Origin of the sequence: Prauserella shujinwangii (genome assembly GCF_003001955.1) — a bacterium.
GTDB classification, from domain to species: Bacteria; Actinomycetota; Actinomycetes; order Mycobacteriales; family Pseudonocardiaceae; genus Qaidamihabitans; species Qaidamihabitans shujinwangii.
Map to the genome: position 1 here is coordinate 615,211 of NZ_PVNH01000003.1, position 26,435 is coordinate 641,645.

General features: G+C 73.7%; 26 protein-coding genes. 10 read left to right on the top strand and 16 right to left on the bottom strand.

Annotated features, from left to right (window positions below; all coding sequences use genetic code 11):
• Nucleotides 1-46 precede the first annotated feature (46 nt).
• Nucleotides 47-601, bottom strand: a complete 555-nt coding sequence (locus B0I33_RS09580) for a GNAT family N-acetyltransferase (protein WP_425440457.1) — start codon at nucleotides 599-601, stop codon at nucleotides 47-49.
• Nucleotides 602-606: 5 nt separating this feature from the next.
• On the bottom strand, nucleotides 607-1,134 hold the full coding sequence (locus B0I33_RS09585; RefSeq protein WP_106178185.1) for a YbaK/EbsC family protein: 528 nt from the start codon (nucleotides 1,132-1,134) through the stop codon (nucleotides 607-609).
• 230 nt (nucleotides 1,135-1,364) lie between these two features.
• Here B0I33_RS09585 and B0I33_RS09590 point away from each other — a divergent pair, with 230 nt between their 5' ends.
• Both B0I33_RS09590 and B0I33_RS09595 read left to right on the top strand, forming a co-directional pair.
• Nucleotides 1,365-1,925 (top strand): SAV_6107 family HEPN domain-containing protein, encoded by a 561-nt coding sequence (locus B0I33_RS09590; protein ID WP_181193231.1) that lies wholly within the window; start codon nucleotides 1,365-1,367, stop codon nucleotides 1,923-1,925.
• Complete coding sequence (locus B0I33_RS09595; protein ID WP_106178298.1) at nucleotides 1,925-2,692, top strand: maleylpyruvate isomerase family mycothiol-dependent enzyme; 768 nt, start codon at nucleotides 1,925-1,927, stop codon at nucleotides 2,690-2,692. The genes B0I33_RS09590 and B0I33_RS09595 overlap by 1 nt, the downstream gene beginning before the upstream one ends.
• A gap of 313 nt (nucleotides 2,693-3,005) precedes the next feature.
• Here B0I33_RS09595 and rraA read toward each other — a convergent pair whose 3' ends face one another.
• The gene (rraA, locus tag B0I33_RS09600) at nucleotides 3,006-3,488 is read right to left on the bottom strand and encodes a ribonuclease E activity regulator RraA (protein WP_106178186.1); all 483 of its coding nucleotides are present in this window, start codon (nucleotides 3,486-3,488) and stop codon (nucleotides 3,006-3,008) included.
• 178 nt (nucleotides 3,489-3,666) lie between these two features.
• On the opposite strand from rraA, the gene B0I33_RS09605 reads away from it, so the two are divergent.
• Entirely contained in the window at nucleotides 3,667-4,755 is a 1,089-nt protein-coding gene (locus B0I33_RS09605; RefSeq protein WP_425440458.1) for a GNAT family N-acetyltransferase, read from the top strand.
• Nucleotides 4,756-4,762: 7 nt separating this feature from the next.
• Here the strand turns inward: B0I33_RS09605 and B0I33_RS09610 are convergent, their stop codons facing one another.
• Nucleotides 4,763-5,413 carry a VldE C-terminal domain-containing protein gene (locus B0I33_RS09610; protein WP_245900521.1) on the bottom strand — a complete coding sequence of 217 codons (651 nt, stop codon included), beginning with the start codon at nucleotides 5,411-5,413 and terminating at the stop codon, nucleotides 4,763-4,765.
• Between the two features lie 296 nt (nucleotides 5,414-5,709).
• Complete coding sequence (gene def, locus B0I33_RS09615) at nucleotides 5,710-6,213, bottom strand: peptide deformylase (RefSeq protein WP_106178188.1); 504 nt, start codon at nucleotides 6,211-6,213, stop codon at nucleotides 5,710-5,712.
• Between the two features lie 119 nt (nucleotides 6,214-6,332).
• Between def and B0I33_RS09620 the strand changes: the two genes are divergently transcribed.
• Nucleotides 6,333-6,704, top strand: a complete 372-nt coding sequence (locus tag B0I33_RS09620) for a hypothetical protein (RefSeq protein WP_106178189.1) — start codon at nucleotides 6,333-6,335, stop codon at nucleotides 6,702-6,704.
• A gap of 33 nt (nucleotides 6,705-6,737) precedes the next feature.
• Here the strand turns inward: B0I33_RS09620 and B0I33_RS09625 are convergent, their stop codons facing one another.
• The gene (locus tag B0I33_RS09625) at nucleotides 6,738-7,073 is read right to left on the bottom strand and encodes a rhodanese-like domain-containing protein (protein WP_106178190.1); all 336 of its coding nucleotides are present in this window, start codon (nucleotides 7,071-7,073) and stop codon (nucleotides 6,738-6,740) included.
• 84 nt (nucleotides 7,074-7,157) lie between these two features.
• Between B0I33_RS09625 and B0I33_RS09630 the strand changes: the two genes are divergently transcribed.
• The gene (locus B0I33_RS09630; RefSeq protein ID WP_106178191.1) at nucleotides 7,158-7,751 is read left to right on the top strand and encodes a TetR/AcrR family transcriptional regulator; all 594 of its coding nucleotides are present in this window, start codon (nucleotides 7,158-7,160) and stop codon (nucleotides 7,749-7,751) included.
• Between the two features lie 3 nt (nucleotides 7,752-7,754).
• Here B0I33_RS09630 and B0I33_RS09635 read toward each other — a convergent pair whose 3' ends face one another.
• Nucleotides 7,755-12,365, bottom strand: coding sequence for an ATP-dependent helicase (locus tag B0I33_RS09635; protein ID WP_425440464.1), 4,611 nt, complete (start codon nucleotides 12,363-12,365; stop codon nucleotides 7,755-7,757).
• A 142-nt stretch (nucleotides 12,366-12,507) separates the two neighbouring features.
• On the opposite strand from B0I33_RS09635, the gene B0I33_RS09640 reads away from it, so the two are divergent.
• Nucleotides 12,508-14,385: an Hsp70 family protein gene (locus B0I33_RS09640; RefSeq protein ID WP_106178192.1), complete on the top strand. Its 1,878-nt coding sequence runs from the start codon at nucleotides 12,508-12,510 to the stop codon at nucleotides 14,383-14,385.
• Nucleotides 14,386-14,418: 33 nt separating this feature from the next.
• On the opposite strand, the gene B0I33_RS30690 is transcribed toward B0I33_RS09640, so the two are convergent.
• Entirely contained in the window at nucleotides 14,419-14,544 is a 126-nt protein-coding gene (locus tag B0I33_RS30690; protein ID WP_281259360.1) for a hypothetical protein, read from the bottom strand.
• Nucleotides 14,545-14,585: 41 nt separating this feature from the next.
• On the opposite strand from B0I33_RS30690, the gene B0I33_RS09645 reads away from it, so the two are divergent.
• From B0I33_RS09645 to B0I33_RS09655, 3 genes are all read left to right on the top strand, one after another.
• Entirely contained in the window at nucleotides 14,586-14,780 is a 195-nt protein-coding gene (locus tag B0I33_RS09645; RefSeq protein WP_106178193.1) for a DUF3046 domain-containing protein, read from the top strand.
• 167 nt (nucleotides 14,781-14,947) lie between these two features.
• On the top strand, nucleotides 14,948-15,988 hold the full coding sequence (gene recA, locus B0I33_RS09650; RefSeq protein WP_106178194.1) for a recombinase RecA: 1,041 nt from the start codon (nucleotides 14,948-14,950) through the stop codon (nucleotides 15,986-15,988).
• Between the two features lie 5 nt (nucleotides 15,989-15,993).
• Entirely contained in the window at nucleotides 15,994-16,572 is a 579-nt protein-coding gene (locus B0I33_RS09655; protein WP_106178195.1) for a regulatory protein RecX, read from the top strand.
• A gap of 310 nt (nucleotides 16,573-16,882) precedes the next feature.
• On the opposite strand, the gene B0I33_RS09660 is transcribed toward B0I33_RS09655, so the two are convergent.
• The 5 genes from B0I33_RS09660 to B0I33_RS09680 are packed head-to-tail and all read right to left on the bottom strand — an operon-like array spanning nucleotide 16,883 to nucleotide 21,257.
• The gene (locus B0I33_RS09660; protein WP_106178196.1) at nucleotides 16,883-17,539 is read right to left on the bottom strand and encodes an alpha/beta hydrolase; all 657 of its coding nucleotides are present in this window, start codon (nucleotides 17,537-17,539) and stop codon (nucleotides 16,883-16,885) included.
• The gene (locus tag B0I33_RS09665) at nucleotides 17,536-18,024 is read right to left on the bottom strand and encodes a flavin reductase family protein (RefSeq protein WP_219927164.1); all 489 of its coding nucleotides are present in this window, start codon (nucleotides 18,022-18,024) and stop codon (nucleotides 17,536-17,538) included. The genes B0I33_RS09660 and B0I33_RS09665 overlap by 4 nt, the downstream gene beginning before the upstream one ends.
• 29 nt (nucleotides 18,025-18,053) lie before the next feature.
• Nucleotides 18,054-19,271, bottom strand: coding sequence for an acyl-CoA dehydrogenase family protein (locus B0I33_RS09670; protein WP_245900524.1), 1,218 nt, complete (start codon nucleotides 19,269-19,271; stop codon nucleotides 18,054-18,056).
• Nucleotides 19,272-19,284: 13 nt separating this feature from the next.
• Nucleotides 19,285-20,292: an alpha/beta hydrolase family protein gene (locus B0I33_RS09675; RefSeq protein WP_245900526.1), complete on the bottom strand. Its 1,008-nt coding sequence runs from the start codon at nucleotides 20,290-20,292 to the stop codon at nucleotides 19,285-19,287.
• A complete protein-coding gene (locus B0I33_RS09680; protein WP_106178198.1) occupies nucleotides 20,289-21,257 on the bottom strand; it encodes a VOC family protein in 969 nt (322 codons plus the stop codon). The genes B0I33_RS09675 and B0I33_RS09680 overlap by 4 nt, the downstream gene beginning before the upstream one ends.
• 170 nt (nucleotides 21,258-21,427) lie before the next feature.
• Between B0I33_RS09680 and B0I33_RS09685 the strand changes: the two genes are divergently transcribed.
• Nucleotides 21,428-22,417 (top strand): AraC-like ligand-binding domain-containing protein, encoded by a 990-nt coding sequence (locus tag B0I33_RS09685; RefSeq protein ID WP_245900528.1) that lies wholly within the window; start codon nucleotides 21,428-21,430, stop codon nucleotides 22,415-22,417.
• Nucleotides 22,418-22,438: 21 nt separating this feature from the next.
• Here B0I33_RS09685 and B0I33_RS09690 read toward each other — a convergent pair whose 3' ends face one another.
• The 3 genes from B0I33_RS09690 to edd are packed head-to-tail and all read right to left on the bottom strand — an operon-like array spanning nucleotide 22,439 to nucleotide 26,431.
• On the bottom strand, nucleotides 22,439-23,887 hold the full coding sequence (locus B0I33_RS09690) for a lipase maturation factor family protein (RefSeq protein WP_106178200.1): 1,449 nt from the start codon (nucleotides 23,885-23,887) through the stop codon (nucleotides 22,439-22,441).
• Between the two features lie 34 nt (nucleotides 23,888-23,921).
• Nucleotides 23,922-24,548, bottom strand: a complete 627-nt coding sequence (gene eda, locus B0I33_RS09695) for a bifunctional 4-hydroxy-2-oxoglutarate aldolase/2-dehydro-3-deoxy-phosphogluconate aldolase (protein WP_106178201.1) — start codon at nucleotides 24,546-24,548, stop codon at nucleotides 23,922-23,924.
• The gene (gene edd, locus B0I33_RS09700; RefSeq protein WP_106178202.1) at nucleotides 24,545-26,431 is read right to left on the bottom strand and encodes a phosphogluconate dehydratase; all 1,887 of its coding nucleotides are present in this window, start codon (nucleotides 26,429-26,431) and stop codon (nucleotides 24,545-24,547) included. The genes eda and edd overlap by 4 nt, the downstream gene beginning before the upstream one ends.
• Nucleotides 26,432-26,435 lie beyond the last annotated feature (4 nt).

Here is a 26,435-nt window from a genome sequence, read left to right on the forward strand (position 1 = left end):
CATTCCGGGCGGGATTCTTCGCGAGAACTCCCGCACGCGCGGCGGATCAGTCGAGCGGCAGCGCGCGGCCCAGGATCGCGAACGGCCGTGGATCGCCCGCGAACCGGTAGTGCCGCAGCACGTCGGTGAACCCGAGCCTGCGGTAGAGCCGCCAGGCCCGGCTCGGTCCCTCCGGCGTGGACAGCAGGACGTGCCGCTGCGGCACGTCGGCCAGCAGCCTGCGCAGCAGGTCCTCGCCGGTGCCGCGGCCCTGCCGGTCCGGCCGGACGTGGATCTCGGTGAGCTCGAAGTAGTCGTCGAGCCAGTGCCGGACGGCCGCCTCCCCCTCGGTCCCGGCCAGCCCGCGCCGTACCTGCTCGTGCCACCACTGCCCGGGACTGCCCCGGTAGCCGTACGCGAGTCCCAGCAGCGCGTCGTCGGTGTCGAGGGCGGCCACGCAGCGCCAGCCGTCGCGCAGGGCGTGGGTGAGCCACATCGGCGCGCGCTGCTCCGCGGTGCCCGCCGGATAGTTCATGGCGGCGACGTAGAGGTCGAGCGCCTCGGACAGCCGCGTCCGGAACTCGTCGGCGGACAGCCGCGCGTAGCGGGTGGAACGGGACATCGCCGTCACGCCGATGATTCCCGCCCGTGCGGCGCGGAGACGTCGGCGGGCTGGCCCCCGGTGAGCGCGACGAGCCCGTCGAACGTCGAGGGGAACACCGACTTCGCGTGCCCCGCGGCGGCCCACACCTCGTCGTACCGGCGCAGTGCGGTGTCCACGAAGGTGCGGATCGGGCTGGGGTGGCCGACCGGGGCGACGCCGCCGATGACCTGCCCGGTGTGCTCCTTCACGAAGTCCGGATCGGCCTTGTCCACGCGCTCCGCACCGGCCAGCGCGGCCAGGGTGCGGGTGTCCGCGCGGTGCGCGCCCGAGGTCAGGGCCAGCAGCGGAGCGTCGGGAGCGTCCGGGAACACCGCGCGGAAGACGAGGCTGTTGGCGATCGCGCCGACGTCGACGCCCAGGGCCTCCGCGGCGTGCCGCGCGGTGCGGACCTCGGCGGGGAGGATGCGGATCCGCTCGGCCGCCTCGTCGTGCCCGGCCTCGTGGAGCGCCGCGGCGACCTTGGCGATCACGGGATGGTCGAGGGAGCTCATAGCGCTATGAGATCACGGATCGCCCGGCGGGTGCGACGCAGATCGCCCCGCCCGCACTTGAGTGCCCGGCCCGCTGGAGCTAATCTGAGCGTGTCGAACATACGTTCGACTCCGGTGGAGCGCTCCCCGGTCCGGTGTTCCGGGGCGCAGGTGGGGGAAGCACCTGCGCCCCGGGCGCCGCCAGGGAACCTGCCGCTCCGCCACGAGCACGAGATGAGGGAGGTGGGCCAATGGCGATCGCGTTCGCGTCGCACAGTGGCTCAGTCCAGGACCCGGCCCACGGTCCGGCGCGGGATCCGGTGGCGGGCCCGGACCGTGGACCGGTGCAACCGGAGCTGCCGATCCGGGTGCGGCCGCCGGTCGCACCGTCCGCGGTGTCCCTGCTCGCGCAGGCCAGGCACGGCTTCACCGAGGCGGGCCGGGAGAGCGATCCCGTGGGCAGGTTCGTCTCCGCGTACCTGTCGGCGTTGCGGGCCGCCGCGGCGGTGCTCGCCGCGCGGGGCCGCCCGCACCGGGGCAGGGCCCGCCCGGAGAGCGTGTGGACCCTGCTGGAGTCGGCGGCGCCCGAGCTGGGGGAGTGGGCCGCCTACTTCGCCGCCAACTCGGCGAAGCGCGCGGCGGCGCAGGCGGGCGTCACCCGTGCGGTCACCGAGGACTCGGCCCGGGAGCTGCACCGCAGGACGGGTGAGTTCCTCGTGGTCGCCCGCCGGGTGGTGCACGGCGCCGAGCCTGCCCGGCCGGTCACCCGGTGCGATGCACGGCCTCGCGTGCGGAAGCCACGGGCGAGATGATGCGGGGACAGGCCCTGATCGATCACGGCAGGCTGTTCGAGGCGCTGGAAGCGGAGGTGGAGCTGCTCGCCGGGGTCGTGCACGACGCGGCCCTGCCGGTGCCGGTCCGGATGTGTCCTGGATGGACGGTCGGCGAGGTGCTCCGGCACGTCGGCAGTGTCTACCGGCTCGTCGTGGCCTGGTTGCGCGGCGGGCAGCGCCCGCGGGAATGGCAGCGGGAGCCGCGTGCCGGGGAGTCGGTGGAACACTTCTTCCGTTCCGGGTTCGCCGAACTGGCCGGGGTGCTCGCCGCGCACGATCCCGGCGACCCGGCGCCGACCTGGTGGCCCGCCGACCGCACCTACGGGTTCTGGTACCGGCGCATGGCCCACGAGACGGTCGTGCACCGGGTCGACGTACAGGACGCCGCCGGGCTCACGCCCACGGTGGTCGCCGACGACATCGCGATCGACGGCATCGACGAGGCGCTGGCCCTGTGGTTCGGCCACCGGCTGCCGCTGATCGGTCTCACCGGCACCCGCGACGGCCAGGTGGCGGTCCGGTCCGGCGGGCACACGTGGATTGCCAGGGCTGGGCCCACGGAGACCGTCGCGTGGCGATGCTCCGAGGCGGAGGCCGAGCGGGCCGGCGTGACGGTGACGGGCCGACCGCATGACGTCTACCTGTGGTTGTGGGGCCGGAACGTACCCGGCTCGGTGACCTACGACGGCGCCGACGAGGACGCGGCGGGACAACTGTGGGCGCTGATGCGGCTCGCCACCCGGTGAGCGTGCCGGCCGGGCGGGAACGGCTTGTGGGGAAGCAACGCCGTTTCGCCCGGCCCGGGCCGCCGAGTGCTGCGCCCAGGATCGCGAATGCTGCGCCCGGGACCGGGAGTGTTGAGTCTGGGATCGTGAGTGCTGCGCCCGGGACCGGGAGTGTTGCGCCTGGGATCGCGAGTGCTGCGTCCGGGATCGCGAGTGCTGCGACCAGGATCGCCAGGTCCGGGATCGCGTCCCCCGCGTGTGCGGTTCCGCGACCTCGGCCGCGGAACTCGTGAGCGGAGACGGGGCACTCGCGTGCGGGGACGGGGACTCGCGATCAGGAGCCGGAAGGGAGCAGCACCACGCCGTCGTCGTCGGCGTACAGCTGGTCGCCGGGAGTGAAGGTGACTCCCCCGAAGCCGACCGGGACGTCCACCGCCCCGGCGCCCGCCTTGGCGCTCTTCCGTGGGTTGGTGCCGAGCGCCTTGATGCCCAGCGGGAGCGTGGCGAGCATCGCACTGTCGCGGACCGCGCCGTTGAGCACCAGGCCCGCCCAGCCGTTGTCGGCCGCGGCCTTGGCGATCAGGTCGCCGGTGAGGGCGGTGCGTAACGAGCCGCGGCCGTCCACCACGAGGACACGGCCCTCGCCGGGGGAGTTCAGCAGTTCCTTGACGAGCCCGTTGTCCTCGTAGCACGAGATCGTGCGGATCCGGCCGGAGAAGGCGTGCACGGCGCCGAACTGCCGGAACTGGGTGTCGCACACCCGCAGCTGCGCACCATGCTCGTCGACGAGGTCGGCGGTGCTCACGGCGTCGTTCACGGAACGGACCTCCCTGGTTACTGGCGAGTAATACGTGGCCTCGGCAGGACGCTACCGGATGCTCCGGCGCCGTGCCCGGTCACCCGGCTCAGCGTTCCGGAGCAGTTTCTGACGGCTTCTGACAAGGGCGAAACACGGACGCCGCCGACCGGCAACAACGGTCCGCGACCGTGGCGATATGGACATTCTCCGTGCTCACCAGGCGCCGCTTCCGGAACATCCCGGGTCATGGCTGGGATCGGCAAGGGAGGACGCCGCCGTGGTCCCGTGGCGGCTGCGGGTCCGGCTGGCCGACCGGCCCGGCGCACTCGCCCGGATCGCGATCAGGCTCGCCGACCTGGAATGCAACATTCTCGGGCTGACCGTGCTGCCGATCCCCGGCGGCGTGCTGGACGAGATCGTCGTCCGGCCCGCGACCGGCCTCACCCGCGACCTGCTCGCCGAGGCGATCCGCACCGAGGACTGCGAGTGCCTCGGCATCACCGACGCCGACGTGCACGAGCTCGTCGATGTCGCCGCCGCCAGCCTCGCCGCCGCGCGGCGTGCGGTCGCCGACCCGGCGGGGCTGGCCGACGCGGTGCGGGCGGTGCTGGCCGCGGACATCGTGACGGTGGTCCCCGCCGAGGAGGGCAACCCGGGCCGGGACGAGGGTGGGCACCGGACGGTGCTCCCCGCCCCGGACGGGCGGGTGCTCGTGGCCCGCCGCAACTGGGCTCCGTTCGCCCAGCTCGAGCTCGCCAGGGCCGGCGCGCTGCTGGCACTGCTCGACGCGGTGCGCGCCGATCTGTCCCGGCCCGCTGTGGCCACGTGCGCGGACGGCGCCACGATCGTGCTGCGCGAGGGTCGGCCCGCCGACGCGGACGCGGTGCTCGCGCTGCACGGCAGGTGCTCGGCGGCGACGCTGTTCGAGCGGTACCACACCGGCACGCGCTCGATCCCGCGTCGCCGCCTGCACCGGCTGCTCGTGCCGCCGAGGGGGCGGAGCCTGCTGGCCGTCTGCGGGCGGGACGTGCTGGGGATCGGCCAGCTCATTCCCACCGCGGAGCCCGGCGTCGCCGAGCTCTCCCTGCTGGTGGAGGACGCGTGGCAGCGCAACGGCGTCGGCACCGCCCTGCTGCGGCGGCTGGCCGCCCTCGCTGTCGCCCTGGGGCACCGGCAGCTCGTGGCGAACTGCCTGCCCGGCCACGACGGGGTCCACCGGACGGCGGTCCGGGCGGGCCTCGCCGCGGTCCCGGGCGGCGACGGCGGCCTGCGGTTGCCGCTCTGACGGCGCGTCAGCAGGCCACGTCCACGTCGCCGCCCGCCTCGAACGAGACGTGCACGTGGTCGTAGTGGTTGGCGGTGGCGCTGCCGCGGTCCTCCATCATCGACCAGCCACCACCGTCGTTGTACCGCTGGCGCCAGATCACGTAGCTCACCGCGAACTCCGACTGGTGCGCCAGCACGTACTCGGCGAGCGCGTCGCCGGTCGCCGTGTCGACCATGAAGTCGAGGGCGAGCCCGGACGGGTGGTCGCTCGCGCCGGAACGGCTGGCGCGGCCGATGACGGAGTCCACCGCGAACTTACCCAGCAGGTGGTTGCCGACCTGCGCGACATGCGGCTCGGTGCCGTCGAGCGCCGTGGAGCAGGATTCCGGCGGCGGTGGTGGCGGAGGGGTGGGTTTGGGGCTCGGTTTCGGCGCCGGCTTGCGGACCGCCTGCTTGGTGGTCTCGGGTGCCACCGTCGTCGTGGTGGTCGGCCGGGGCTTGGTGGTGCTGGCCGGAGCCTTGGTCGTGGTCGTGGGGCGGGTCGTTGTCGGGCTCGGAGTGGTGGCCGAGTCGATTCCCAGGGCCGCGACGGCGGTGCCACCGTTCTCCTCGAGCTGGCCCAGTCCGCCGGTGATCCACATCGTGAACACCAGCAGGCCCGCGGCACTCGATCCCATTGCTGTCGGTTTTCGCCATGACGGCGTCTTCTTCTTCAGTCGATGTCGACCGGGCATGCGAATTCACACCATCCTCGGGGGAGGGTCTCCCGGCGCCGTGTGTCGGGGGAGGCGCCGGTCGACCGGAAGGCCCGGCCAGGTTACGAAACGGCAACAGAGAAGTCACGGCCGAGGTGGTTTTGAACACAGATCGACTGCGCATTGCGGCCGAACGTGGGACGGCAATTGCGCCGAACGGCGGATTAGGTGATGACGCTGCGTGTGTTCCGGTCTCCCGGAGGGTGAGTGCCGTCCGGTTACCGGCGGGACCAGAACCAGTCGCGCTGCCGGGCCTCCCGCAACGCCGTGCGCTTGCGGTCGGCGGTCAGCCGGTCGAGATAGAGGACGCCGTCGAGGTGGTCGGTCTCGTGCTGCAGACACTGGGCGAGGACATCGTCCCCGGCCACGGTCACCGGCTCGTTCCGCACGTCCACGCCCCGCACCACGGTGTGTTTGGCGCGCCGGGTGGGGAACCACAGTTCCGGCACGGACAGGCAGCCCTCGTCGATCTCGTGGGTCTCCTCGGACAGCTCCACGATCTCGGGGTTCACCACGTAGCCGACCCGGTCACCGACGCGGTAGCTGAACACCCGCAGGCTCACCCCGATCTGCGGGGCGGCGAGACCCGCCCTGCCCGGTGCGTCCACCGTGTCCAGCAGATCGGTGACCAGTGATTCCAGGGACTTGTCGAACCGGGTCACCGGGTCGGCTGGGCTCTTGAGCACCGGGTCGCCGAAGTAGCGCAGCTCGCGCACGGCCATCGTCGAAGATCCTTCCTCCTCTGCCGGCGCAGCCTAGTGGTCCCTTACGTCCGGAGTTGTCGGCAGGAGTCGCCTCGCGACGGACGACATCACCGCGTGTCCCCCATAGCGTCGTCGTCATGTCGTGGAAGCTCGTCGTCGCACTGGCGGCATTCGGTCTCCTCCGGCCGCTGCTGAGCATGGCCGGAGTCCTGGACGCGCTGGGCAAGCCGTGGAGCCCGCTGGCGGCGACCGCGGTGATCGCGGTCGTCTGGGTCGGGGCGGTGGTGTGGGCGCGGCCCGCCCAGCCCGTGCTGACCCTCACCCTCGCCGGGGTGGGTTACGCCGTGCTGGCGGTGTTGCTGAACCTGGCCGCGCAACCGTTGTTCGAGGACGCCCGACTCGTGCCCGGGGCGGGCATGATCGCCATGCTGGTGACGAACGCGTTGTGGGGCGCGGTGCTCGGCGTGGTCGCGTTCGGCATCCTGCGCTGGACCGGGCGCGCGCGCTGAGCCGGGCCGCGCGGCGGCGGCCCGGCCCAGCCGTCACGCGGGCATGCCGGACTCGACGGGAAGCCCCGCGCCGGCCCAGTCCTGGATGCCCTCCCGGTACTTCAGGACCCGCGTGTATCCGAGCCGCTCCAGCCTCGTGGCCACGGCCTGGCTGTTGCCGCACGCGGCGTTGGAGCAGTAGACGGCGATCGTGGCGGCCCGGTCGGGCAGCAGCTCCGCCGCCCGGTTCGCCACCTCGTCCTCGGTCAGTGCCACCGCCCCGGGCAGGTGCTGCTGCTCGTAGTGGCCGCCGCCGAGCGCGTCGACGACCGTCACCGTGCCCGCCTCGATCCGGGCCCGCAGAGCGTCCCGGCTGATCAGTTCGGTCATGTCCCTCTCCCTATCCGGACTACGGTCCGCTTACCGGGGTGACGGTAATCGGACTGTGGTCCGGTTGTCTAGTACGCTCCGGCCATGACCGAGGACCTGCCACCCCCGGCGAGTGGCCCGCCCAGGGAACGCGCGGACGCCGCGCGAAACCGGCTGCGGGTGCTGGAGGCGGCCGCGCGCCTGTTCGCCGAGCACGGCGCCGACGCGGTGACCGTCGACGCGGTGGCGCGGGCCGCCGGAGTGGGCAAGGGCACCGTGTTCCGGCGGTTCGGCGACAAGTCGGGCCTCGTCGCGGCCCTGCTGGACGAACGTGAGCGGAAGCTGCAGCGCGCCGTGCTCTCCGGAGCCCCGCCGCTCGGACCGGGCGCGCCGGCACCCGAGCGTGCCGTCGCCTTCCTCGACGCCTACGCCACCTACCTCGCCGACCACCTCGAGCTGGTGCGGCTCTCCGAGACCGCGTCACCCGGCGCGCGCTACCGCATCGGTGCCTACCGGTTCTGGCACCGGCACCTCGCGTTCCTCTGCGCGGACACGGCCGACCCCGACCACCTCGCGCACCTGCTCCTGGCCGCGGTGGACGCCGACCTCAACACCGCGTTGCGCGCCGAGGGCTACGACTGGTCCCGCATCCGCGCCGGGGTCCGCGAGCTCGCCCGCAGGGCGCTCGGCGGTGGCTGATCACTACGCCCGCAGGCGCAACCCCTTCGGCGTCGCCCGGAACCCGGCCTCGCGCAGCACCTCCGCGAGCGCCGAGGTCAGCGCCTGCTCGCCGTCGGCGCGCTGCACCTGCAGCTGGCCGAGCCAGCCCTCCCGCACCGCGGTCGACAGCGCCTGCGCCGCCGCGCGCAGTGCCGTCTCGTCGTCCGTGAACGACAGCAGTGAACGCCCCCCGCGCTCCACGTACAGCGCCGGCCTGCCGTCGGTGAGCACGACCAGTGCCCCCGCCTTGCGGGCGGGCCGGTGTTTGGTCTCGCCCACCGGCGCCGGCCACGGCAACGCCGCGCCGTAGGGCTGCGCCGGATCACTCGCCGCGAGCACCACCGCGCCCTGGGCCGTCCGGGGCGCGCCCGTGTCGGACAGCGCACGCAGCCGGTCCACCGCGCCCCGCGCGGCGAACTGGGCGGCACCCAGACCCTCGACCACGTACCCGCGGATCACCTGGCCCGAGTCCTCCATCCCGCGCAGGACCTTGTAGATCCCGGAGAAGCCGCCCGTCACCCGCTCGGTGTCGAGCGCGCCCCTGGTCAGCACCCCGTGCCGTTCGAGGAACGCCTCCGTGCGCGCGTGCGTGCGGCGGGTCGGGTCCGCCTCCCGCCCGGGCACCAGCCCCCACCGGCCCGCGACGGTCGGCGGACCCGTCCGGGACGGCATCGCGGGCCTGCCGGCGCGCAGCCGGGCGTAGCGGCCGCGCGGCGCGGAGCGCCTCGGCTTGTGCGCCGCGCCCCGGCCGGAGACCTGGGCCCGCAGCGGGCCCAGCGTGTCGCCGGTGACCAGCCCGGCCCACACCAGCTCCCACAGCGCGGCCACCACGTCCGCATCGGACGGTGCGGTCTCCAGTTCCGGTGTCACGCGGTCGACCAGCTGCCGGAAGAACAGCGCCCCACCACCGTCCAGAGTGGACAGCAGTGCGGTGTGCAGCGGGCTGTCCGGCACCGTCTCCTCCACGTCGGGCAGCAGCAGGTCCGCGACATCGGCCGGAGCGAGCGCGACCCAGCCGTCGCCCCCGGCGAGCGCCCCGCACCCGCACCACGTCACCTCGCCCGCCGTGGTGAGCTCGTCGAGCAGCGCGGGGTAGTAGCCCGGCAGCCGGCTCGGCAGCACCAGCGACTCCAGTGCGCTCGCCGGCAGCGGGGCGCCGGCGAGCTGTTCCACCACGGACAGCACGTCGTCGGCCGTCGGCGCCGACCGCACCCGCCCGCCCACGCCGTGCCACGCGGGCAGGAACCGGCCGAGCGCGGCCTGCTCCACCGGCTCGACCTCGGCCCGCAGCCGGGCCAGCGACGCCCGGCGCAGCCGCCGCAACACGGCCGCGTCGCAGTACTCCACCCCCGGTTCGTCCGGGTCCGGGCTGAGCTCGCCGCGGACCAGCCTGCCCTCCGCGGTCAGCCGGTCCAGCACCCCGGTGACCACGGCCGTGCCCAGGCCGAACCGCCCTGCCGCCCGCTTGGCGGGGAACGGCCCCCGCGTCCTGGCGTAGCGGGTCAGCAGGTCGCCCAGCGGGTCGGGAACCGGCTCGGTGAACGCCTCGGGCACCCCGACGGGCAGCGCGGCACCCAGCGCGTCGCGGATCCGGCCCGCGTCCTCGATGGCCAGATGGCGGTCCTCCCCGGCGATGCGCACGACGATCGCGCGGCGCTGCGCCACCAGCTCGTCGAGCCACTCCGGGGCGACGCCGCGCTCGGCGGCCTCGGCGGTGGTCAGGTCGCCGAGGAACTTCAGCAGATCCGCCGTGTCCTCAGGGCCCCGCGCGTGCCGCTCGGGATCCAGGCGCTGCAGGGTGCGCTCCACCCCGGCCACCACGTCGGCGTCCAGCAGCTCGCGGATCGCCTCGGTGCCGAGCAGCTCGGCGAGCAGCGCGGAGTCCAGCGACAGCGCCGCCGCCCTGCGCTCGGCGAGCGGGGCGTCCGTCTCGTACAGGAACATGCCGACGTAGCCGAACAGCAGGCTGCTCGCGAACGGTGAGGCCGCCTGGGTCTCGACCTCGACGACCCGCACCCGCCGGGCCCGCACGTCGGCCATCAGCTCGCGGAGGCCGCCGACGTCGTAGACGTCCTGCAGGCACTCCCGCATGGCCTCCAGCACCACGGGGAAGCGTTCGTACTTCGCCGCCACCGACAGCAGCTGGGACGCCCGCTGCCGCTGCTGCCACAGCGGCGTCCTGCGGCGCGGGTCCCGGCGCGGCAGCAGCAGCGAGCGGGCCGCGCACTCCCGGAACCGGGCGGCGAACAGCGCGGAGCCGCCCACCTCGGCCACGATGAGCTGCTCCACCTCGTCCGGGTCGAGCACGACGTCGTCGGTGCCGACGAGCACGTCGCCGCCCTCGGCGTCGAGCGCGTCGGGCAGCCGCAGCACGATGCCGTCGTCGGAGTGGGCGACCTGCGCGTCGACGCCGCGCCGCTCCCGCAGCCGCGCGGCGACGGCCAGCGCCCACGGCGCGTTGACCTGTGCGCCGAACGGGGAGTGCAGCACCACCCGCCAGTCGCCGAGCTCGTCCCGGAAGCGCTCCAGCAGCACGGTGCGGTCGGTCGGCACATGCCGCGTCGTCTGCCGCTGCTCCTCGAGATAGGCCAGCAGGTTGGTGCTCGCGCGCTCGTCCAGCCCGGCCGCCGCGGCCCTGGCCGCTGCCTGCTCGCTGTCCGCTGAGGACAGTTCACGCAGGAACGCGCCGAGTGCCCTGCCGAGCTCCAGCGGGCGACCCGGAGCGTCCCCCTTCCAGAACGGCATCCGCGCCGGCTCGCCCGGCGCGGGCACGACGATCACGCGGTCGTGCGTGATGTCGGTGATCCGCCAGGTCGACGTGCCCAGCAGGATCGTGTCGCCGACCCGGGACTCGTAGACCATCTCCTCGTCGAGCTCGCCGACCCGCGACCCCGGCCTGCCCTCCTCGCCCGGGGTCATGACCGTGAACAGTCCCCGGTCCGGAATGGTGCCGCCCGAGGTGACCGCGAGCCGCTGCGCACCGGGACGGCCGCGCAGCTCACCGGTCACCCGGTCCCAGGTGATCCGGGCGCGCAGCTCGCCGAACTCCTCGCTCGGGTAGCGCCCGGCGAGCATGTCGAGCACCGCGTGCAGCGCGTCGTCGGGCAGCGCGGCGAACGGCGCCGCCCTGCGGACCGTGGCCGCGAGGTCGGCGACCGTGCGGGGCTCCAGCGCGACCATCGCGACGACGTGCTGGGCCAGCACGTCGAGCGGGTTGCGCGGGTAGCGGACCGCCTCGATCGCGCCCGCCGCCATCCGCTCGGCCACCACCGCGCACGACACCAGGTCACCGCGGAACTTGGGGAACATCACGCCGCTGGAGACCGCCCCGACGTGGTGCCCGGCGCGCCCGACGCGTTGCAGCCCGGACGCGACCGTGGGCGGTGCCTCGACCTGGACCACGAGGTCGACGGCTCCCATGTCGATGCCCAGCTCCAGCGAGGACGTGGCGACCACGCAGGGCAACCTGCCCGACTTGAGCTCCTCCTCCACCCGCGTGCGCTGCTCGCGGGACATCGAGCCGTGGTGGGCCTTCGCGACCGAGGTGGGCGCGCCGGTGGTGGCGCCCGACCCGCCGATCGCCTCGGCGGGGAACTCCTGGCCCGGCTCCAGCTCGGTCCGCTCGGCGGCCAGCTCGTTGAGCCGGGCGGTGAGCCGCTCGGCGAGCCGCCGGGAGTTGGCGAACACGATCGTGGAGCGGTGGGCGCGGATCAGCTCCAGCACGCGCTCCTCGACCGCGGGCCAGATCGACGGCCTGCGCACCGTGCCCCCGGCGACCTCCTCCCGCGTGCCGATGCCGCCCTCGGACGGCGGCGCGGGCGCCGGGGAGTCGAACGGGGAGGCGGTCACCCTCGGCGCGGTGAGGTCGGCCATGTCCTCCACCGGCACCTCGACCGTGACCCGCACGGTCTTGGCCGACTCCGGCCGCACCACGCGCACCGGCCTGCCACCGGCCAGGAACGCGCTGACCTCGTCGACGGGACGCACCGTGGCCGACAGCCCGATCCGCTGCGCGGGCCGCGGCAACAGCTCGTCGAGCCGCTCCAGCGACAGCGCCAGATGCGCGCCCCGCTTGCCGCCCGCGACGGCGTGCACCTCGTCCACGATCACCGTCTCGACACCGCGCAGCGACTCCCGCGCCGCCGAGGTGAGCAGGAGGAACAGCGACTCGGGCGTGGTCACCAGCACGTCGGGCGGGGTGCGGGCGAACGAGCGCCGCTCGGCGGGCGTCGTGTCACCGGTGCGCATGCCGACCGTGATGTCCGGAGCCGCCAGGCCCAGCCGCCGCGCCGCCTGCGAGATGCCGGCGAGCGGGGCCCGCAGGTTGCGCTGGACGTCCACGGCGAGCGCCTTCAGCGGCGACACGTACAGCACCCGGCAGCGCCTGCCCGGGTCGGCGGGCGGTGGCGCCACGGCGAGCCGGTCGAGCGCCCACAGGAACGCGGCGAGGGTCTTGCCCGATCCGGTGGGCGCCACCACGAGGGCGTGCTCGCCGGCGTGCGCGGCCCGCCAGGCGCCCTCCTGGGCACCCGTGGGCGCGGCGAAGGCCCCCGCGAACCAGTCCCTGGTGGCGGGGGAGAACAGGTCGAGCACGGTGTCGCCCACGTCTCCATCATGCGTGCCCGCACCGACAGTCTCCGCGTGACCCCGGCCGGGAATCCGCCGGTCGCGTCCCTGCCGCGGCCGGGACCGTGACAACATCGGCGCGAGCTTCGGCACTCGAGGAGGGGGAGCTGTGCGGATCCTGTCGGTGGACCTCGGCACGTCCAACACCGTCGCGGTGCTGTCCGCACACGGCCGCCCGCCGCGGGTCGTGGAGGTCGACGGGTCCGCGACCATGCCCTCCGCCGTGTTCGCGGGCGAGGACGGCACGCTCGTGGTCGGCCGGGAAGCCGAGCGCAGGGCCCGCCTCGACCCGACGCGGTTCGAGCCCAACCCGAAGCGCCGCGTCGACGAGCAGACGCTCCTGCTCGGTGACGACGTCGTGCCGGTCAACGAGGCACTGGCCGCGGTGCTGCGCCGCGTGCTGGACGAGACGCGCAGGCAGCTGGGCGGCGAGGCGCCCGAGGAGGTGCGGCTGACCCATCCCGCGCAGTGGGGACCGCTGCGCCGCAACGTGCTGCTCACCGCCGCGCGGCTGGCGGGGACGGGCGGTCCCGCCACCCTGGTGCCGGAGCCGGTGGCGGCCGCGGCGCACTTCGCGTCGTTCCCCGGCAAGGCGCTGGGGCGGGGACAGGCGCTGGCGGTCTACGACCTCGGCGCGGGCACGTTCGACGTCGCCGTCGTCGGCGCCACCCAGGACGGGTACACCGTGCTTGCCGAGGACGGCCTGCCCGACCTCGGCGGGCTGGACGTCGACCAGGCGCTGCTCGTGCACGTCGGCAGGGAGGTCTCCCACCGTGACCCGCAGCGCTGGCAGCGGCTGCTCCGCCCGGAGACGACGGCCGACCGCCGCACCCGGCGCGCGCTGCAGGAGGACGTGAAGGCCGCCAAGGAGGCGCTGTCCCGGCACCCGCAGACCGAGGTGCCCATGCCGGAGCCGTTCACCGACGTGCTCGTCACCAGGGCGGAGCTGGAGGCGCTCGTGCGGCCCGCGATGCTGCGCAGCGTCGAGCTGCTCGCGCGCACGGTCCGCTCGGCGGGGCTCACGCCCGACCGGCTCGCCGGGATCTACCTCGTCGGAGGGTCGAGCAGGCTGCCCCTGGTCGCCACGATGATCGCGGAGAAGCTCGGCGTCGTCCCGGTCAGTCTCGACCAGCCCGAGACCGCGGTCGCGCTCGGCGCGCACCATGTCGCCGCCGACGGCGTCAGCCTGCGCACGCGGCACGTCGAGGGCCAGGTCGCGGCCACCGGCGCGGCCGCGGGCAGCGCTCCCGCGGCGCATCCGGTGCGGCCCGCGCCGAACGCTCCCCGCTACCCCGCACCGAGCCATTACCAGGGTGCTCCCGCGTACCCGCCGGGCGGTCCGCAGCCGCCGGCGCCCGGCTACGCGGCCTATCCCCGGGTGCCCGAGCGGAGCGTGGCCCGGCGCCGCAGGTGGCCGTTCGTGGCGGCCGCCGTGGCGGCGGTGGCCCTGCTCGGCGGCGGTGCGGCGGTGTACCTCGCCGCGTCGGCCTCCTCGGTCACCACGTACCCGGCCGCCGAGTGCCGGGAGCCGGGACCGGCCGACGCGCAGGGCTTCACCGGGTGCCTGCGGCAGCTCGCGGGCGACGTCGCCGAGGCGGGGCAGTGCGGGCCGGGCATGGGCACCGGTCCCGCGGCCGCCGCGAACGCCGCCGAGCTCGGCGTGACGGTGACGTGCCCGGCGCCGGGGCTGGCCGGGGCGCAGATCACCTACCTGCACGGGACGTCCGCCGACACGCTGGAGCGGTACACCGACGGCCTGCTCAACCGGACTGGCGGCGATCAGGTGCGGGCGCGGTGGCGGGGCAACGCGCTGGAGGGCAGGTACTCGGCGGCGGCGGGCCGCACCTCGTCGGTACTCGTGTTCTCGGTCGACGACCGGCCACTGGCCGGGTTCGTCTACCAGGTCGACGTCACCGGGCAGGGCGAGTCGGCGACGCCGTCGGAGCTGGCCGACTACTTCGAGCGCCACGTCCAGCCCGGTGAGTAGTACGGACGGCCAGGACGGCCAGGACGGCCGAGGTCACTTCCTGCGGTTGCGGTTGCGGATGCCGAACACGAGCACCAGCAGCGCACCGGTGACCGAGGCGATCGCGGCGAGCGTCAGCGCCGTGGATCCGAGATCCGAGAGGTCCTGTGCGAGCAGCATGCCCTCACGGTACGGACAACCGCCTGGCTACGCTGGCGCCAATGCGGATCACGGAGTTTCGGCGGCGGATGGCGGAGGAGTTCGGGCAGGCCCGGGCCGAGATGCTGGCCAAGGACCACGTCCTGAGCGGGCTCGGCGGCCGCACCGTCGAGCAGGCCCTCGCCGGGGGCGTTCCCGCGAAGGAGATCTGGCAGCAGGTCTGCGCGGAGTTCCACATCCCGCCGGAGCGGCGCTGAGCTCGCCCGGCGTGTCGGCTTCGACCTCGAACACACGTTCGGCTATCGTGTTGTCCACACCGGGGTCGTCTGTCCACAGATTCCGGGCGGACCCGCGAAGTGTCGGACCCCGCCCCTAACGTCGGACCCAACAGCTCACAACTGCTACAGCCAACGAGGTGGATTCCATGCCAGCAGCACCGGACAAGGGCAAGGCGCTGGAACTGGCCCTTGCCCAGATCGACAAGCAGTACGGCAAGGGTTCGGTGATGCGCCTGGGGGAGGAGACCCGCGCGCCGATCGAGGTGATCCCGACGGGGGCCATCGCGCTCGACATCGCGCTGGGCATCGGGGGCCTGCCGCGCGGGCGGGTCGTCGAGATCTACGGCCCGGAGTCCTCCGGTAAGACCACGGTCGCGCTGCACGCCGTCGCCAACGCGCAGCGGGCGGGCGGCATCGCCGCGTTCATCGACGCCGAGCACGCGCTCGACCCCGAGTACGCCAAGACGCTCGGGGTGGACACCGACGCGCTGCTGGTCTCCCAGCCGGACACCGGTGAGCAGGCGCTGGAGATCGCGGACATGCTGATCCGCTCCGGCGCGCTCGACATCGTCGTGATCGACTCGGTCGCCGCGCTCGTGCCCCGCGCCGAGATCGAGGGCGAGATGGGCGACTCCCACGTGGGTCTGCAGGCCCGCCTGATGAGCCAGGCGCTGCGCAAGATCACCGGTGCGCTGCACAACTCCGGCACCACCGCCATCTTCATCAACCAGCTGCGCGAGAAGGTCGGCGTGATGTTCGGCTCGCCGGAGACCACCACGGGTGGCAAGGCGCTGAAGTTCTACGCCTCGGTGCGGCTGGACGTCCGCCGGATCGAGACGCTGAAGGACGGCGGCGAGCCGGTCGGCAACCGCACCCGGGTGAAGGTCGTGAAGAACAAGGTCGCGCCGCCGTTCAAGCAGGCGGAGTTCGACATCCTCTACGGCGTCGGCGTGTCCAGGGAGGGTTCGCTCATCGACATGGGCGTGGACCAGGGCATCCTGCGCAAGTCCGGGGCCTGGTACACGTACGAGGGCGACCAGCTCGGGCAGGGCAAGGAGAACGCGCGGAAGTTCCTGCGCGACAACCCCGACATCGCCAACGAGATCGAGAAGCGCATCAAGGAGAAGCTCGGCATCGGCGCCCAGGTCGACGCCGACGAGACCGTGCCGGCGCCGGTCGACTTCTAGCCCGCGTGTCCGCACCGTCCACCGGCGAGGGTGAGCCGCGGGGCCGTTCCCGGAAGCGTGATCCCGCCGAGCTGCCGCCTGAGGAGGCGTGGAAGAAGGCCAAGGAGATCTGCTTCGATCTCCTGGCCGTCCGGGCGCGTCCGAAGGAGGAGCTCCGGCAGGCGCTGCGGCGCAAGGGTTTCGACGACGAGCTCGCCGAGCGGCTGCTGGGCAAGCTCGACGACGCGGGACTCGTGGACGACGCCGCGTTCGCCGAGCTCTGGGTGCGTTCCCGCCACCAGTACCAGGGCCTGGCGCGGCGCGCTCTCGTCGCGGAGCTCAAGCGCAAGGGCGTCGACGGCGCGGTCGCGGCACAGGCGGCCGAGGAGGTCGACCGCGAGGCGGAGGAGGAGCGGGCCAGGGCGCTGGTCCGCAAACGCCTGCGGGCCATGACGGGTGTGGACGAGCAGACCGCCATCCGGCGGCTGCTCGGCATGCTCGGCCGCAAGGGCTACCCGCAGGGCCTCGCGTACACGGTGATCCGCGAGGAGCTCCGCGCCGCGGGCTCCGAGTCGACGCTCCTCGACGACGCCGTACCCGACTGACCGCTCCCGCACGCGGCACCGCGAGTGCTGTGCTCACGTACGCGAGTGCTGTGCTCACGCACGCGAGTGCTGCGCTCACGCAGGTGAGTGCCGCGCTCTGGTTCGCGAGTGCTGCGCTCACGTACGCGAGTGCCGCGCTCTGGTTCGCGAGTGCCGCGCCCACGCAGGTGAGTGCTGCGTTCAGGCTCGCGAGTGCCGCGTTCGGTGCCGTGAGCGCCGTATCGGCCCCGTGCGCTCGCAAGCGCGCGCGGCCCCGTTCTCCCTCCGTTCCCGGACGTGCCACTCGCGGTGCTGGGCGGGGGACTCGCAGTCAGCGGGGGCCCGCGCGTGCGGCGGTGGCCACCAGCAGGCGCGTCGCCGCGGCGCAGGCCTCGTCGGTGATGACGTGCTCGGTACCCGGGTCGATCCGCAGGTCGACGTCGGCGCCCGCGCGGCGCAGCAGCTCCGCCGTCTCCCGGACCCGGTGACTGGGCACCCACGGGTCGTCCTCGACGCTGCGCACTACGGCGGGCACCCCGCGCAGCGGCGTCCCGGCCGGCGGCGGCAGCGGATCCGGTCCCACGTGGCCGCCGGTGCACAGCACCAGCCCGGCGAACCGCCGCGGTGCCGTCAGCACGTGGTGAGCCAGCAGGCAGGCACCCTGCGAAAAGCCCCACGGCACCACGCGCTCGGGCGGGAAGCCCGCCCCGGCCAGTGCGGCGAGGTACCCGTCGACCGTGGCCAGCGACTCGTCCAGATCCGGCTGGTTGCTCGCGAGCGGCTCCAGGAACGGCCGCGGGTACCACGTGTTGCCCTCGGCCTCGGGCGCGTAGAAGCGCACCGGCGCCGCGCCGAACCGCCGCGCCGTCTCCCGCAGGAACGAGGGCCCCTGCGCGCGCCCGTGCACGGCGAGCACGGCGAGCGCCGCGTCCCCGGCGTCGACGCCCCACTGCGTCACCGGCAGTCCGTCCCTCCGCTGCGTGCTCATGTCAGCGCCGCCGCGTCGCCGAGCGCGTACCAGGACCGGTCCCGGTACACCAGCGGCGGACCCGTCCGCACGCCGAGGCCCACCTGCTCGACCCGCACGATCACCACCGTCGCGTCGCCCGCCGCCACCCGGTCGGCGACCGGGCCGCGCAGCCAGCTGTCCACCCCGAACAGCAACGGCTCCCCGGTCGGCAGCCGGGTCCACCGCACCGGAGCCGCGAACCGGTCGATCCCGCCCGTCGCGAACCGCCTTGCCAGGTCGAGCCCGCCCGCCCCGAGCAGGTGCACGACGACGCTGCCTGCCCGGGTGAGGCACGGTGCCGCCGAGGACCGCGCCGAAACGGAGAACGCCAGCAGCGCGGGCTCCGCGGACACCGAGACCACCGACGTGGCCGTGAGTCCCGCCGGGCCGGTGCCGTCGTCCGCCGTGACGACCGCGACGCCCGCCGGGTGGTTGCGGAAGGCCGCCCGGAACCTCTCGGCCACTCCGTGCCTCCGCGCCGACACGGCACGCGTCACTCCTGCTCCCGCAGGTCCAGGAACACCCACCGCGATCGCGGAGCCAGCCCGCTGAGCCACCTGCCGCAGTTCTGCAGCACCACCGGGCTGGACGTGACGTGCTGCGTGCCTGAGTGCAGGTCGCGGAGGTACCGCTGGAGTGGCCCCCGCCGCAGTGCGGCCGTCGCCGCCCACTTGTGCACGGTCTGGCCGACGGCGTGGACGGACCACGTCGTGTTGTTGAGCATCAGCCTGGTCACCGTCTCCTGCTCGGTGTCCAGCAGCCGTCCGGCGCCGAGCGTGGCCTCGTTGTCCGCCCAGACGTCCATGGCCCAGGCCCGGGCCGAGCGGAGCTTGCTTTCCGCGTCGGCGTACTCGGCGTGGAACTGCTGGGTGTCCACCGCCGCGTTCGGCGTGCCGGTCTTCTTCCCGGCCAGTGCCTTCAGCTCGTCCAGCAACCTGCGGCCCACCCCGAGCGCCCAGCCGGTGTGGCACACCCCGGCCATGTTCGCCAGGCCCATGCGGTAGAGGGCCCCGCCGTGCCGCGCCTCCATCGTCGCGATCTCGTAGACATGGCTGTCCGGGACGAACCGCTCGGCGCACGTGTAGTCGATGCTGCCGGTCGCACGCAGGCCCAGCACGTCCCAGTTGTCGATCAGCGTCGTCTGCTCCTTGGGCAGGGTGAACACCAGGGCCTGGCCGGTCTCCGCGCAGAACGCGGCCGTGTGGACGTGTGTGGCGTGCGCGATGCCGGACGCGAAGTGCCAGTGGCCGGTGATCCGGTAGCCGCCTTCGACCCGCTCGGCCGTGCCGAGCTTGGTGCCCTGTCCCGCGATCAGCGCGTGCCTGCCGTTCGGCACGTCGGGGAACAGGTCGCGGGCCGCCACCTCGCCCAGGTAGGCGGCCGTCGTGCCGGTGACCATCTGCAGGGCCATGAAGGTCCAGCCCGCCGAGGCGTCGGCGGCCGAGATCCGCGCGATCGTCTCGATCACCTGGCGCGGGGAGAACTCGTACCCACCGAGCTCGCGGGGGATGCCGACCCGGAACGCGCCGGTGTCCCACAGTGCCCGCACGGAGGACTCCGCGAGGCGGCCCAGCTCCTCGCTCTCCTCGGCGTCGTCCGCCAGCAGCGGGGCGATGCCGTCCAGCCGGTCCAGCAGGGCGTCGAACTCGTCGCTGACGTGCAGACCGGGCGCATCCGCCCGGCCCGTCGTCGCTGTCTCCGTGGCCGTCACGGTCGATCCCTCCTCAGTGGTCGGTGATCCAGTGCAGGACCGGCTGGATGGTCCGGTCGGAGTTCGCCTCGAAGATCAGGCCGTGCCCGTTGCCGGTGACCCCGTGCTCGGGCAGCGGAACGTGCTCGGCGTCGGCACCCGCCGTGCGCAGGAAGGTGGTGACGTCGGGGGCGAACGTGGCGAACGCGGAGGCGCCGCCGCTGAAGACGGCGACCGGTTTCCCGGTGAGGGCGGGAACGCGCAGGCTCGCCGGGTCGGCACGTTCGGCCTCCTCCGGAGTCGCCCGGTCCGGCGCGTAGGTGATCCGGTGCGCGGTGAGCCCCCAGTCGAGCCTGCCCAGGCCAGGGAAGTCCGCGAAGGCCGGGCCGATCGGCTCGATCGCGGCGATCGCGACCACCGAGCCGGGGCGGGCGTCGGCGACCAGCCAGCCGGCCGGAGCCCCGGCGGAGTGCGTGACCAGCACCGCGGGGCCGGTGCGGTCCAGCAGCCGGGCGAGCCGGTCGGCGTCCATCCGCTGTGACTCCGCCAGGTCGGCGGGCAACGGGCCCATCGGGCACACGAGCTGATCGAGCTCACCGGCTTCGACGTCGCGGCCGTATGTCCACTGTGTCTGGACGGCGCTCGCCTCGTCCGGCAGGAAAAGCTGTCGCGCCGCCTCGTAGGGGAACGGGGCGCCCATCGGGCCGACGACGTCCGGGTGGTACGGGGAACGGCCGTGCCCGCAGCGGTCCACGACGTACACGGCGAAGCCCGCCTCGACGAACCGGGTGGCCCAGCCCGGCCGCCCGTCCGGAGTGCCCGTCCAGTCGGTGCCCTGCCCGCCACCACCGTGCACGAGCACGAGCGGGTGCGGGCGGACCGGCTCCGGTGGCGCCTCCCACTGCACGAACATCGGCGCGCGCTGGACGGTGCCCTGCCCGGTGGCCACCCGCTCGCCGGGGATCCAGAACTGGCCACGCCTGCTGCGGAGCTCGTACCCGCCGGTCAGGTGCGGTGCCGTCAGCGCCGGTTGTGCCGTCATGGTGCCGCCTGGTCCACGCTGATCGGTTCGAGCCTGCGGAAGATCTCCGCGCGCCGGTGCTCGAACTGCTCCGGCAGCTGGAACCGGGTGCCCAGTTCCTTCGGCGACTCGTCGCAGTCCCAGCCGCCGCCGGCATGGGTGACGGCGAGCTCGAACAGCGCGCCGCCGGGGGTGCGGACGTAGACGCTCTTGAAGTACTTGCGGTCCTTGACCTCGGAGATGTCGGTGTAGCCCCGGCCCTCGATCTCGAAACGCAGCTCCCGCTGGTTCTCCAGCGTGCTCGCGTTCCAGGCGAAGTGGTGGATGGTGCCCGCACCGAAGCCCCAGGTGCCCTGGTCCTCCGCACGGTTGACGGTGAGCTCCAGCGCGTTGCCGTACTTCTGCTCGCCGATCCGGAGCGCGGCCCGGTCACCTTCCTCCAGCGGCTCGCCGTGCGCGGAGAAGGTGTCTCCGGCGAACTCGACCATGCGATCGAGTGTCCCGACGTGCACCCCGACACCGTGCAGGCCGCGGACGGCGTGCTCGGGCGGGACGCCGTGGCCGGGGTGCCCCGCGCGTTCGTCGCCGGTGTTGCCCACGAGGACGTACTCGATCCCGCACGGGTGCCGGAAGGCGAGCCTGCGCTCCCCGAAGACCTCGACGTTCTCGACGTCCACGTCGTGCTCGGTCAGCCGCCGGTGCCAGAAGTCCATCGACTCGTGCGGGACGGACAGCAGCACCTCCCGCGCCTGGTTGGTGCCGCGCCTGCCGAAGAACCCGGCCTGGGCCCACGGGAACGTCGTGACGACGCTGGACGGGTCGCCGTTGGCGTTGGAGTAGTACAGGTGGTAGATCGGCAGGGAACCGTCGAACAGCACGGTGCGCTTGATCAGCCGCATGCCGAGGACCTTGACGTGGAAGTCCACGTCCTCCTGCGCTCCCGCGACGGACAGGGTCAGGTGGTGCGAACCCTCGACGTAAGCCATGGCGTGCCTCCAGGTCAGGCGCGAACTGCTGTGGCCATGACGCTAGGAAGGCCCGGCCGGAGCGCGCATCCCGCCGCCGCGCACGGGTCTGTCGGTTACGCGCACGGTTGACCGGGAGTGACGTGCGCCACCATGATGGAGCGCGCGGTGCCGACGCCTTGGAGATGACGATGACGTCACTCGTGAACGGCCTGCTGGCCGGCGAACTGGCCGATCCCGGTCGGGGCAGGGAAATCGCGTTCGACTCGTGGAAGAACGTCGTCGAGCGCACGATCCTCCGGTTCCGCTTCGACTGCGAGCGCCCGCAGGCCTTCCGCGGCACGGTGCACCGCCGCTCACTGGCCGGTGTGGACTTCGTCGGCATGACCTCGGAGCGGCACGGCGCCTACCGCACGGCGGAGACGATCACCTCCGACGACGCGGGCTGCTACGTGATGACCCTGCAGCTGTCCGGCGAGTTCCGGATGTCGCAGCACGAGCGGACCGCGGTGCTGAGACCCGGCTCGTTCGCGCTCTACGACTCGTCGGTCCCCACCGTGCTGGTGTCCAGCGACGACTACCGGTCGGTGTGCATCAAGTTCGCCAAGGACTGGCTCGGCCCGCGCGGCGCGGAACCCTTCTCGGAGCTCACCGCGACCGCGTTCGACGCCGAGGACGGCCTGCCGTCGATCGTGTGGACGATGGTGCTCGGCCTCGGCCGCAGCCTGCACACGCTCGGCGCCGAGGGGCCGCTCGCCGTGCGCAACCTGATGGACCTGGTGACGGCCATGTTGCGGGCGGAGCTCGGCAGGCGCGGACCGCCCGCGACCGAGCGGCGGGAGGCGCTGCTGCGCCGGGTGCGCGAGTACATCGACGCGCGGCTGCCCGATCCGGCCCTCAGCCCCACGGGGATCGCGGCCGCGCACTACATCTCTCCCCGGCTGCTGCACCAGCTGTTCGAGGGCAGCGGCTGGACGGTCGGCGCATGGATCCGGGCGCGCCGCGTCGAGCTGTGCAGGCGCGACCTGGCCGACCCGCTGCAGGCCGGCGTCCCGGTCGCCGCGATCGGCCTGCGGCACGGTTTCAAGGGGGCGTCCCACTTCGGCGAGGTGTTCAAACGCGAGGTCGGCCGGACGCCGGCGGAGTTCCGGCGCGAAGCGCTCGCCCGGTTCCCCGGCTGAGTGCCCTGGGCACCGCCGCGGTCAGTCGACGCCGAGCGGTTCCGGGCTGCCGTCCGGGGCGAGGCGGCACGTCCGGACCACGGTGCCCACCGGCTCGCGCACCCACCACGCGCCGGTCTCCCCGCGCTCGCGCGGCGTCGTGTACCGGTAGTGGAACAGCCTCGCCCGGACGAACGCCGGTGGCGAGTCCGGGAACGGGTCATGGCGGAACAGCGTGCGCACCGCGCGGTCGCCGGCCAGCAGCTTGCCGACCAGCGCGGGCAGCCACCCTGCCGCGTACCGCGACGACAGCGCGGCGAACCACAGCTGCCAGTCCAGCCGCAGGTGGTACGGCGCGATCTGCGGCGGGCGCCGGTACGGGTCCCCCGGCTTGCCCTTGAGCTCGTACTCCCGCCACTCGGTGTCCGGGGTGATCTCCTCGTCCGCGGTGCCCTCGAGGATCACCTCGTGCCGTTCGCGGGTGACGCTGCCGAACGCGCCGTAGGTGTTGGCGAGGTGCAGCCGGTTGAAGCTGTAGTTCATGAGCTGACTCCGGCCGAGCAGGTTGCGCACCGGCCAGTAGCTCAGCACCACCATCGCCGCGGCCATCGCGAGCACGAGGCCGACGTACCACGCCGGAGCCGGGGCCGGCTCGGGGTGCGGAACCGGCAGCAGGCTCCCGTCGACGGCGGCCACCGCGAGCGTGATCGTGATGACGTTGAGCCAGGCGAAGTTGCCGCTGAGCACCAGCCAGCCCTGCGTGACGACGACGATGCCCGCCGCCACCGTCGCCACGGGCTGCGGGGCGAACAGCGCGAACGGCACCACCAGCTGCGCGGCGTGGTTCGCCAGCACCTCCACCTTGTGCAGTGGTCCCGGCAGGTGGTGGAAGTACCAGCTCAGTGGCCCGGGCATGGGCTGGGTCTCGTGGTGGTAGCGCAGGCAGGTCAGGTCCCGCCAGCACGGGTCGCCGCGCATCTTGATCAACCCGGCGCCGAACTCCACCCGGAACAGCAGCCACAACAGCAGCAACAGCACCGGCACCGGCGGCGCGACGCTCGCGGGCCCGAGGAAGATGGCGAGGAAGCCGGTCTCCAGCAGCAGGGACTCCCAGCCGAAGGAGTACCAGAGCTGGCCCACGTTGACGATCGACAGGTACAGCACCCACGGCACGGCCCACACCAGCAGGTTCGCCCACACCGGCAGCGGGTCGGCCGCGCCGAGCAGCAGGGCGGCCGACGTGGCCGCGCCGGTCCACGCGACGGCGGCGAAGAACCGGTCCGAGTAGTGCCAGTGGAACAGGCTCGGCGACTCCCGGAACGGCACCCGCCGCACGAAACGGGAGATGGGCAGCAGCCCCCGCTCCCCGAGCAGGGCGCGGAACTGGTTCGCGGCGGCCACGAACGCGAGCAGGTAGATCGCGGCCAGCATCCGCTGGAAGACCAGCCGTGAGCTCCAGTAGTCCGGGTCCGTGAACCAGTCCCAGCTCACCGTGCAGTGTGCTCCCGTGTCCTTGCGCGAGGCACTACCGCTCGAGCGCCGCGGCCTCCTTCGCGAGCGTCTCCACCCGGCCGAAGTCCCGAGCGGCCAGTGCGTCCTTGGGCGTCAACCAGGATCCACCCACGCAACCGACGTTCGCCAGCCGGAGGTACTCCGGTGCGGACGCGGGGGTGATGCCCCCGGTCGGGCAGAACCGCAGCCCCGGCAGCGGTCCCGCGATCGCGCGCAGCGCGGCCGCGCCGCCGCTCGCCTCCGCCGGGAAGAACTTCAACGCGTCCAGGCCGCGTTCCGCGAGCCGCATGGCCTCGGACACGGTGGCCGCGCCGGGCAGGAAGGGCAGCCCGGTGTCGAACGCGGCGTCGAGCACCGCGTCGGTCACTCCTGGAGTGACGAGGAACCGGGCGCCCGCCCCGGCCGCCTGCCGCGCGTGCTCCGGCCTGGTCACGGTGCCCGCGCCCACCACGACCTCGGGGACCTCGGCGGCGACCCGTCGGATCGACTCGAGCGCCGCCGGGGTGCGCAACGTCAGCTCGACGACGCCGATGCCGCCCGCGTGCAGCGCCCGCGCCACCGGCACGGCGTGCTCGGCGTCGTCCAGCACCACCACCGGCAGCACCGGCGACAGCTCCAGCAGCTCGGATCCGGTCGTCACTGGGCACCTCCTGCACCGACCTCGGCGGGCACGCCGAAGTGTTCCGGGGTCATCGGGCCGAACACGCTCGCACCGAGATCGGCGGGACCGACGGCCCGGCGCAGCGCGGCGAACAGCTCGCGGCCCGTGCCCGCCCACGCGGCCTCGTCCGGCGGCGCGTCCCCGGGCTCGCGTTCCGCGAGCTCGGCCGCGTCGACCAGCACGTCCAGCTCCCCGGTGGTCGCGTCCAGCCGCACGACGTCGCCGTCGGCGATCCGGCCCAGCGGCCCGCCCGCCGCCGCCTCCGGTGTCACCTGGATGGCCGAGGGTACCTTGCCGGACGCGCCGGACATCCGCCCGTCGGTGACCAGCGCGACGCGGTGTCCCCGGTCCATCAGCACGCCCAGGGCCGGCGTCAGCCCGTGCAGCTCCGGCATGCCGTTCGCGCGCGGGCCCTGCTGGCGGACCACCACCACGACGTCGCGGTCGAGCTCGCCCGCCCGGAAGGCGCGGTCGAACTGCGCCTGCGTGGTGAACACGCGGGCGGGTGCGCTGACGACCCGGTTCTCCGGCTCGACGGCCGACACCTTGGTGACCGCGCGGCCGAGGTTGCCGCGCAGCATCCGCAGGCCGCCGTCCGGCGCGAACGGGCGCTCGACCGGCCGCAGCACGTCCTCGTCGAGGGAGCGGGCGGGCACCTCGCGCCACTCGAGCCCGCCGTCGCCGAGGATCGGCTCGCTGCGGTAGCGGTGCAGGCCCTCGCCCGCCACCGTGCGCACGTCCTCGTGCAGCAGCCCGGCGTCGAGCAGGGAGCCGACGAGCACCTGCACGCCACCCGCCGCGTGGAAGTGGTTGATGTCCGCGCTGCCGTTCGGGTACACGCGGGCGAGCAGCGGCACCACCGCCGAGAGATCGGCGAAGTCGTCCCACGTCAGCTGGATGCCCGCGGCCGCGGCGACGGCGACGAGGTGCATGGTGTGGTTGGTGGAGCCACCGGTGGCGAGCAGCGCGACGATCGCGTTGACCACGGAGCGCTCGTCGACCACCTCGGCGATCGGCGTGTGGTCCGCACCGCCGGCGATGCGCACGGCGCGGCGCGCCGCCTCCTCGGTGAGCGCCTTGCGCAGTGGCGTGCCGGGGTGCACGAAGCTCGCACCGGGCAGGTGCAGGCCCATCACCTCGACCACGAGCTGGTTGGAGTTCGCCGTGCCGTAGAAGGTGCACGTGCCCGGCGAGTGGTAGGACGCGGCCTCGGCGTCGAGCAGGTCCTCGCGGCTGGCCTTGCCCTCGGCGTAGAGCTGGCGGACGCGCGCCTTCTCCTTGTTGGGCAGTCCCGAGGTCATCGGCCCCGCGGGCACGAGGATCGCGGGCAGGTGGCCGAACGACAGCGCACCGATCAGCAGGCCCGGCACGATCTTGTCGCAGACGCCCAGCAGCAGCGCGGCGTCGAACATCTCGTGCGAGAGCGCCACGCCGGTGGCCATCGCGATCACGTCGCGGCTGAACAGGGACAGCTCCATGCCGTCGCGGCCCTGAGTGATGCCGTCGCACATGGCGGGCACACCGCCCGCGAACTGGGCGACGCCGCCCGCCTCCCGGGCGGCGTCCTTGATCCAGTCGGGGAACTCGTGCAGCGGCTGGTGCGCGGAGAGCAGGTCGTTGTAGGCGGACACGATCGCGACCCCCGGCTTGCGCAGGCCCCGGATCGCGAGCCGGTCGCTGCCCGAGCACGCCGCGAAGCCGTGCGCGAGGTTGCTGCACGCCATACCCGCGCGGACCGGTCCCTCGGAGGCCGCGGCGGAGACGCGGTCCAGGTAGGCCCTCCGCGTGACACGGCTGCGTTCGGCGATGCGCGCGGTGACGTCCTCGATGACGGGGTGGAGGTGCTCTTGCGCTGCGTTCACGAAG

Coding starts and splice junctions, on each gene's coding strand:
- recA (WP_106178194.1), top strand. CDS start 14,948: ATGCCAGCAGCACCGGACAAGGGCAAGGCGCTGGAACTGGCCCTTGCC.
- B0I33_RS09680 (WP_106178198.1), bottom strand. CDS start 21,257: ATGGCTTACGTCGAGGGTTCGCACCACCTGACCCTGTCCGTCGCGGGA.
- B0I33_RS09645 (WP_106178193.1), top strand. CDS start 14,586: ATGCGGATCACGGAGTTTCGGCGGCGGATGGCGGAGGAGTTCGGGCAG.
- B0I33_RS09685 (WP_245900528.1), top strand. CDS start 21,428: ATGACGTCACTCGTGAACGGCCTGCTGGCCGGCGAACTGGCCGATCCC.
- B0I33_RS09620 (WP_106178189.1), top strand. CDS start 6,333: ATGTCGTGGAAGCTCGTCGTCGCACTGGCGGCATTCGGTCTCCTCCGG.
- B0I33_RS09590 (WP_181193231.1), top strand. CDS start 1,365: ATGGCGATCGCGTTCGCGTCGCACAGTGGCTCAGTCCAGGACCCGGCC.
- B0I33_RS30690 (WP_281259360.1), bottom strand. CDS start 14,544: ATGCTGCTCGCACAGGACCTCTCGGATCTCGGATCCACGGCGCTGACG.
- B0I33_RS09595 (WP_106178298.1), top strand. CDS start 1,925: ATGCGGGGACAGGCCCTGATCGATCACGGCAGGCTGTTCGAGGCGCTG.
- B0I33_RS09625 (WP_106178190.1), bottom strand. CDS start 7,073: ATGACCGAACTGATCAGCCGGGACGCTCTGCGGGCCCGGATCGAGGCG.
- B0I33_RS09605 (WP_425440458.1), top strand. CDS start 3,667: ATGGACATTCTCCGTGCTCACCAGGCGCCGCTTCCGGAACATCCCGGG.
- B0I33_RS09660 (WP_106178196.1), bottom strand. CDS start 17,539: ATGAGCACGCAGCGGAGGGACGGACTGCCGGTGACGCAGTGGGGCGTC.
- B0I33_RS09630 (WP_106178191.1), top strand. CDS start 7,158: ATGACCGAGGACCTGCCACCCCCGGCGAGTGGCCCGCCCAGGGAACGC.
- def (WP_106178188.1), bottom strand. CDS start 6,213: ATGGCCGTGCGCGAGCTGCGCTACTTCGGCGACCCGGTGCTCAAGAGC.
- B0I33_RS09580 (WP_425440457.1), bottom strand. CDS start 601: ATGTCCCGTTCCACCCGCTACGCGCGGCTGTCCGCCGACGAGTTCCGG.
- B0I33_RS09585 (WP_106178185.1), bottom strand. CDS start 1,134: ATGAGCTCCCTCGACCATCCCGTGATCGCCAAGGTCGCCGCGGCGCTC.
- B0I33_RS09675 (WP_245900526.1), bottom strand. CDS start 20,292: ATGACGGCACAACCGGCGCTGACGGCACCGCACCTGACCGGCGGGTAC.
- B0I33_RS09610 (WP_245900521.1), bottom strand. CDS start 5,413: ATGGGATCGAGTGCCGCGGGCCTGCTGGTGTTCACGATGTGGATCACC.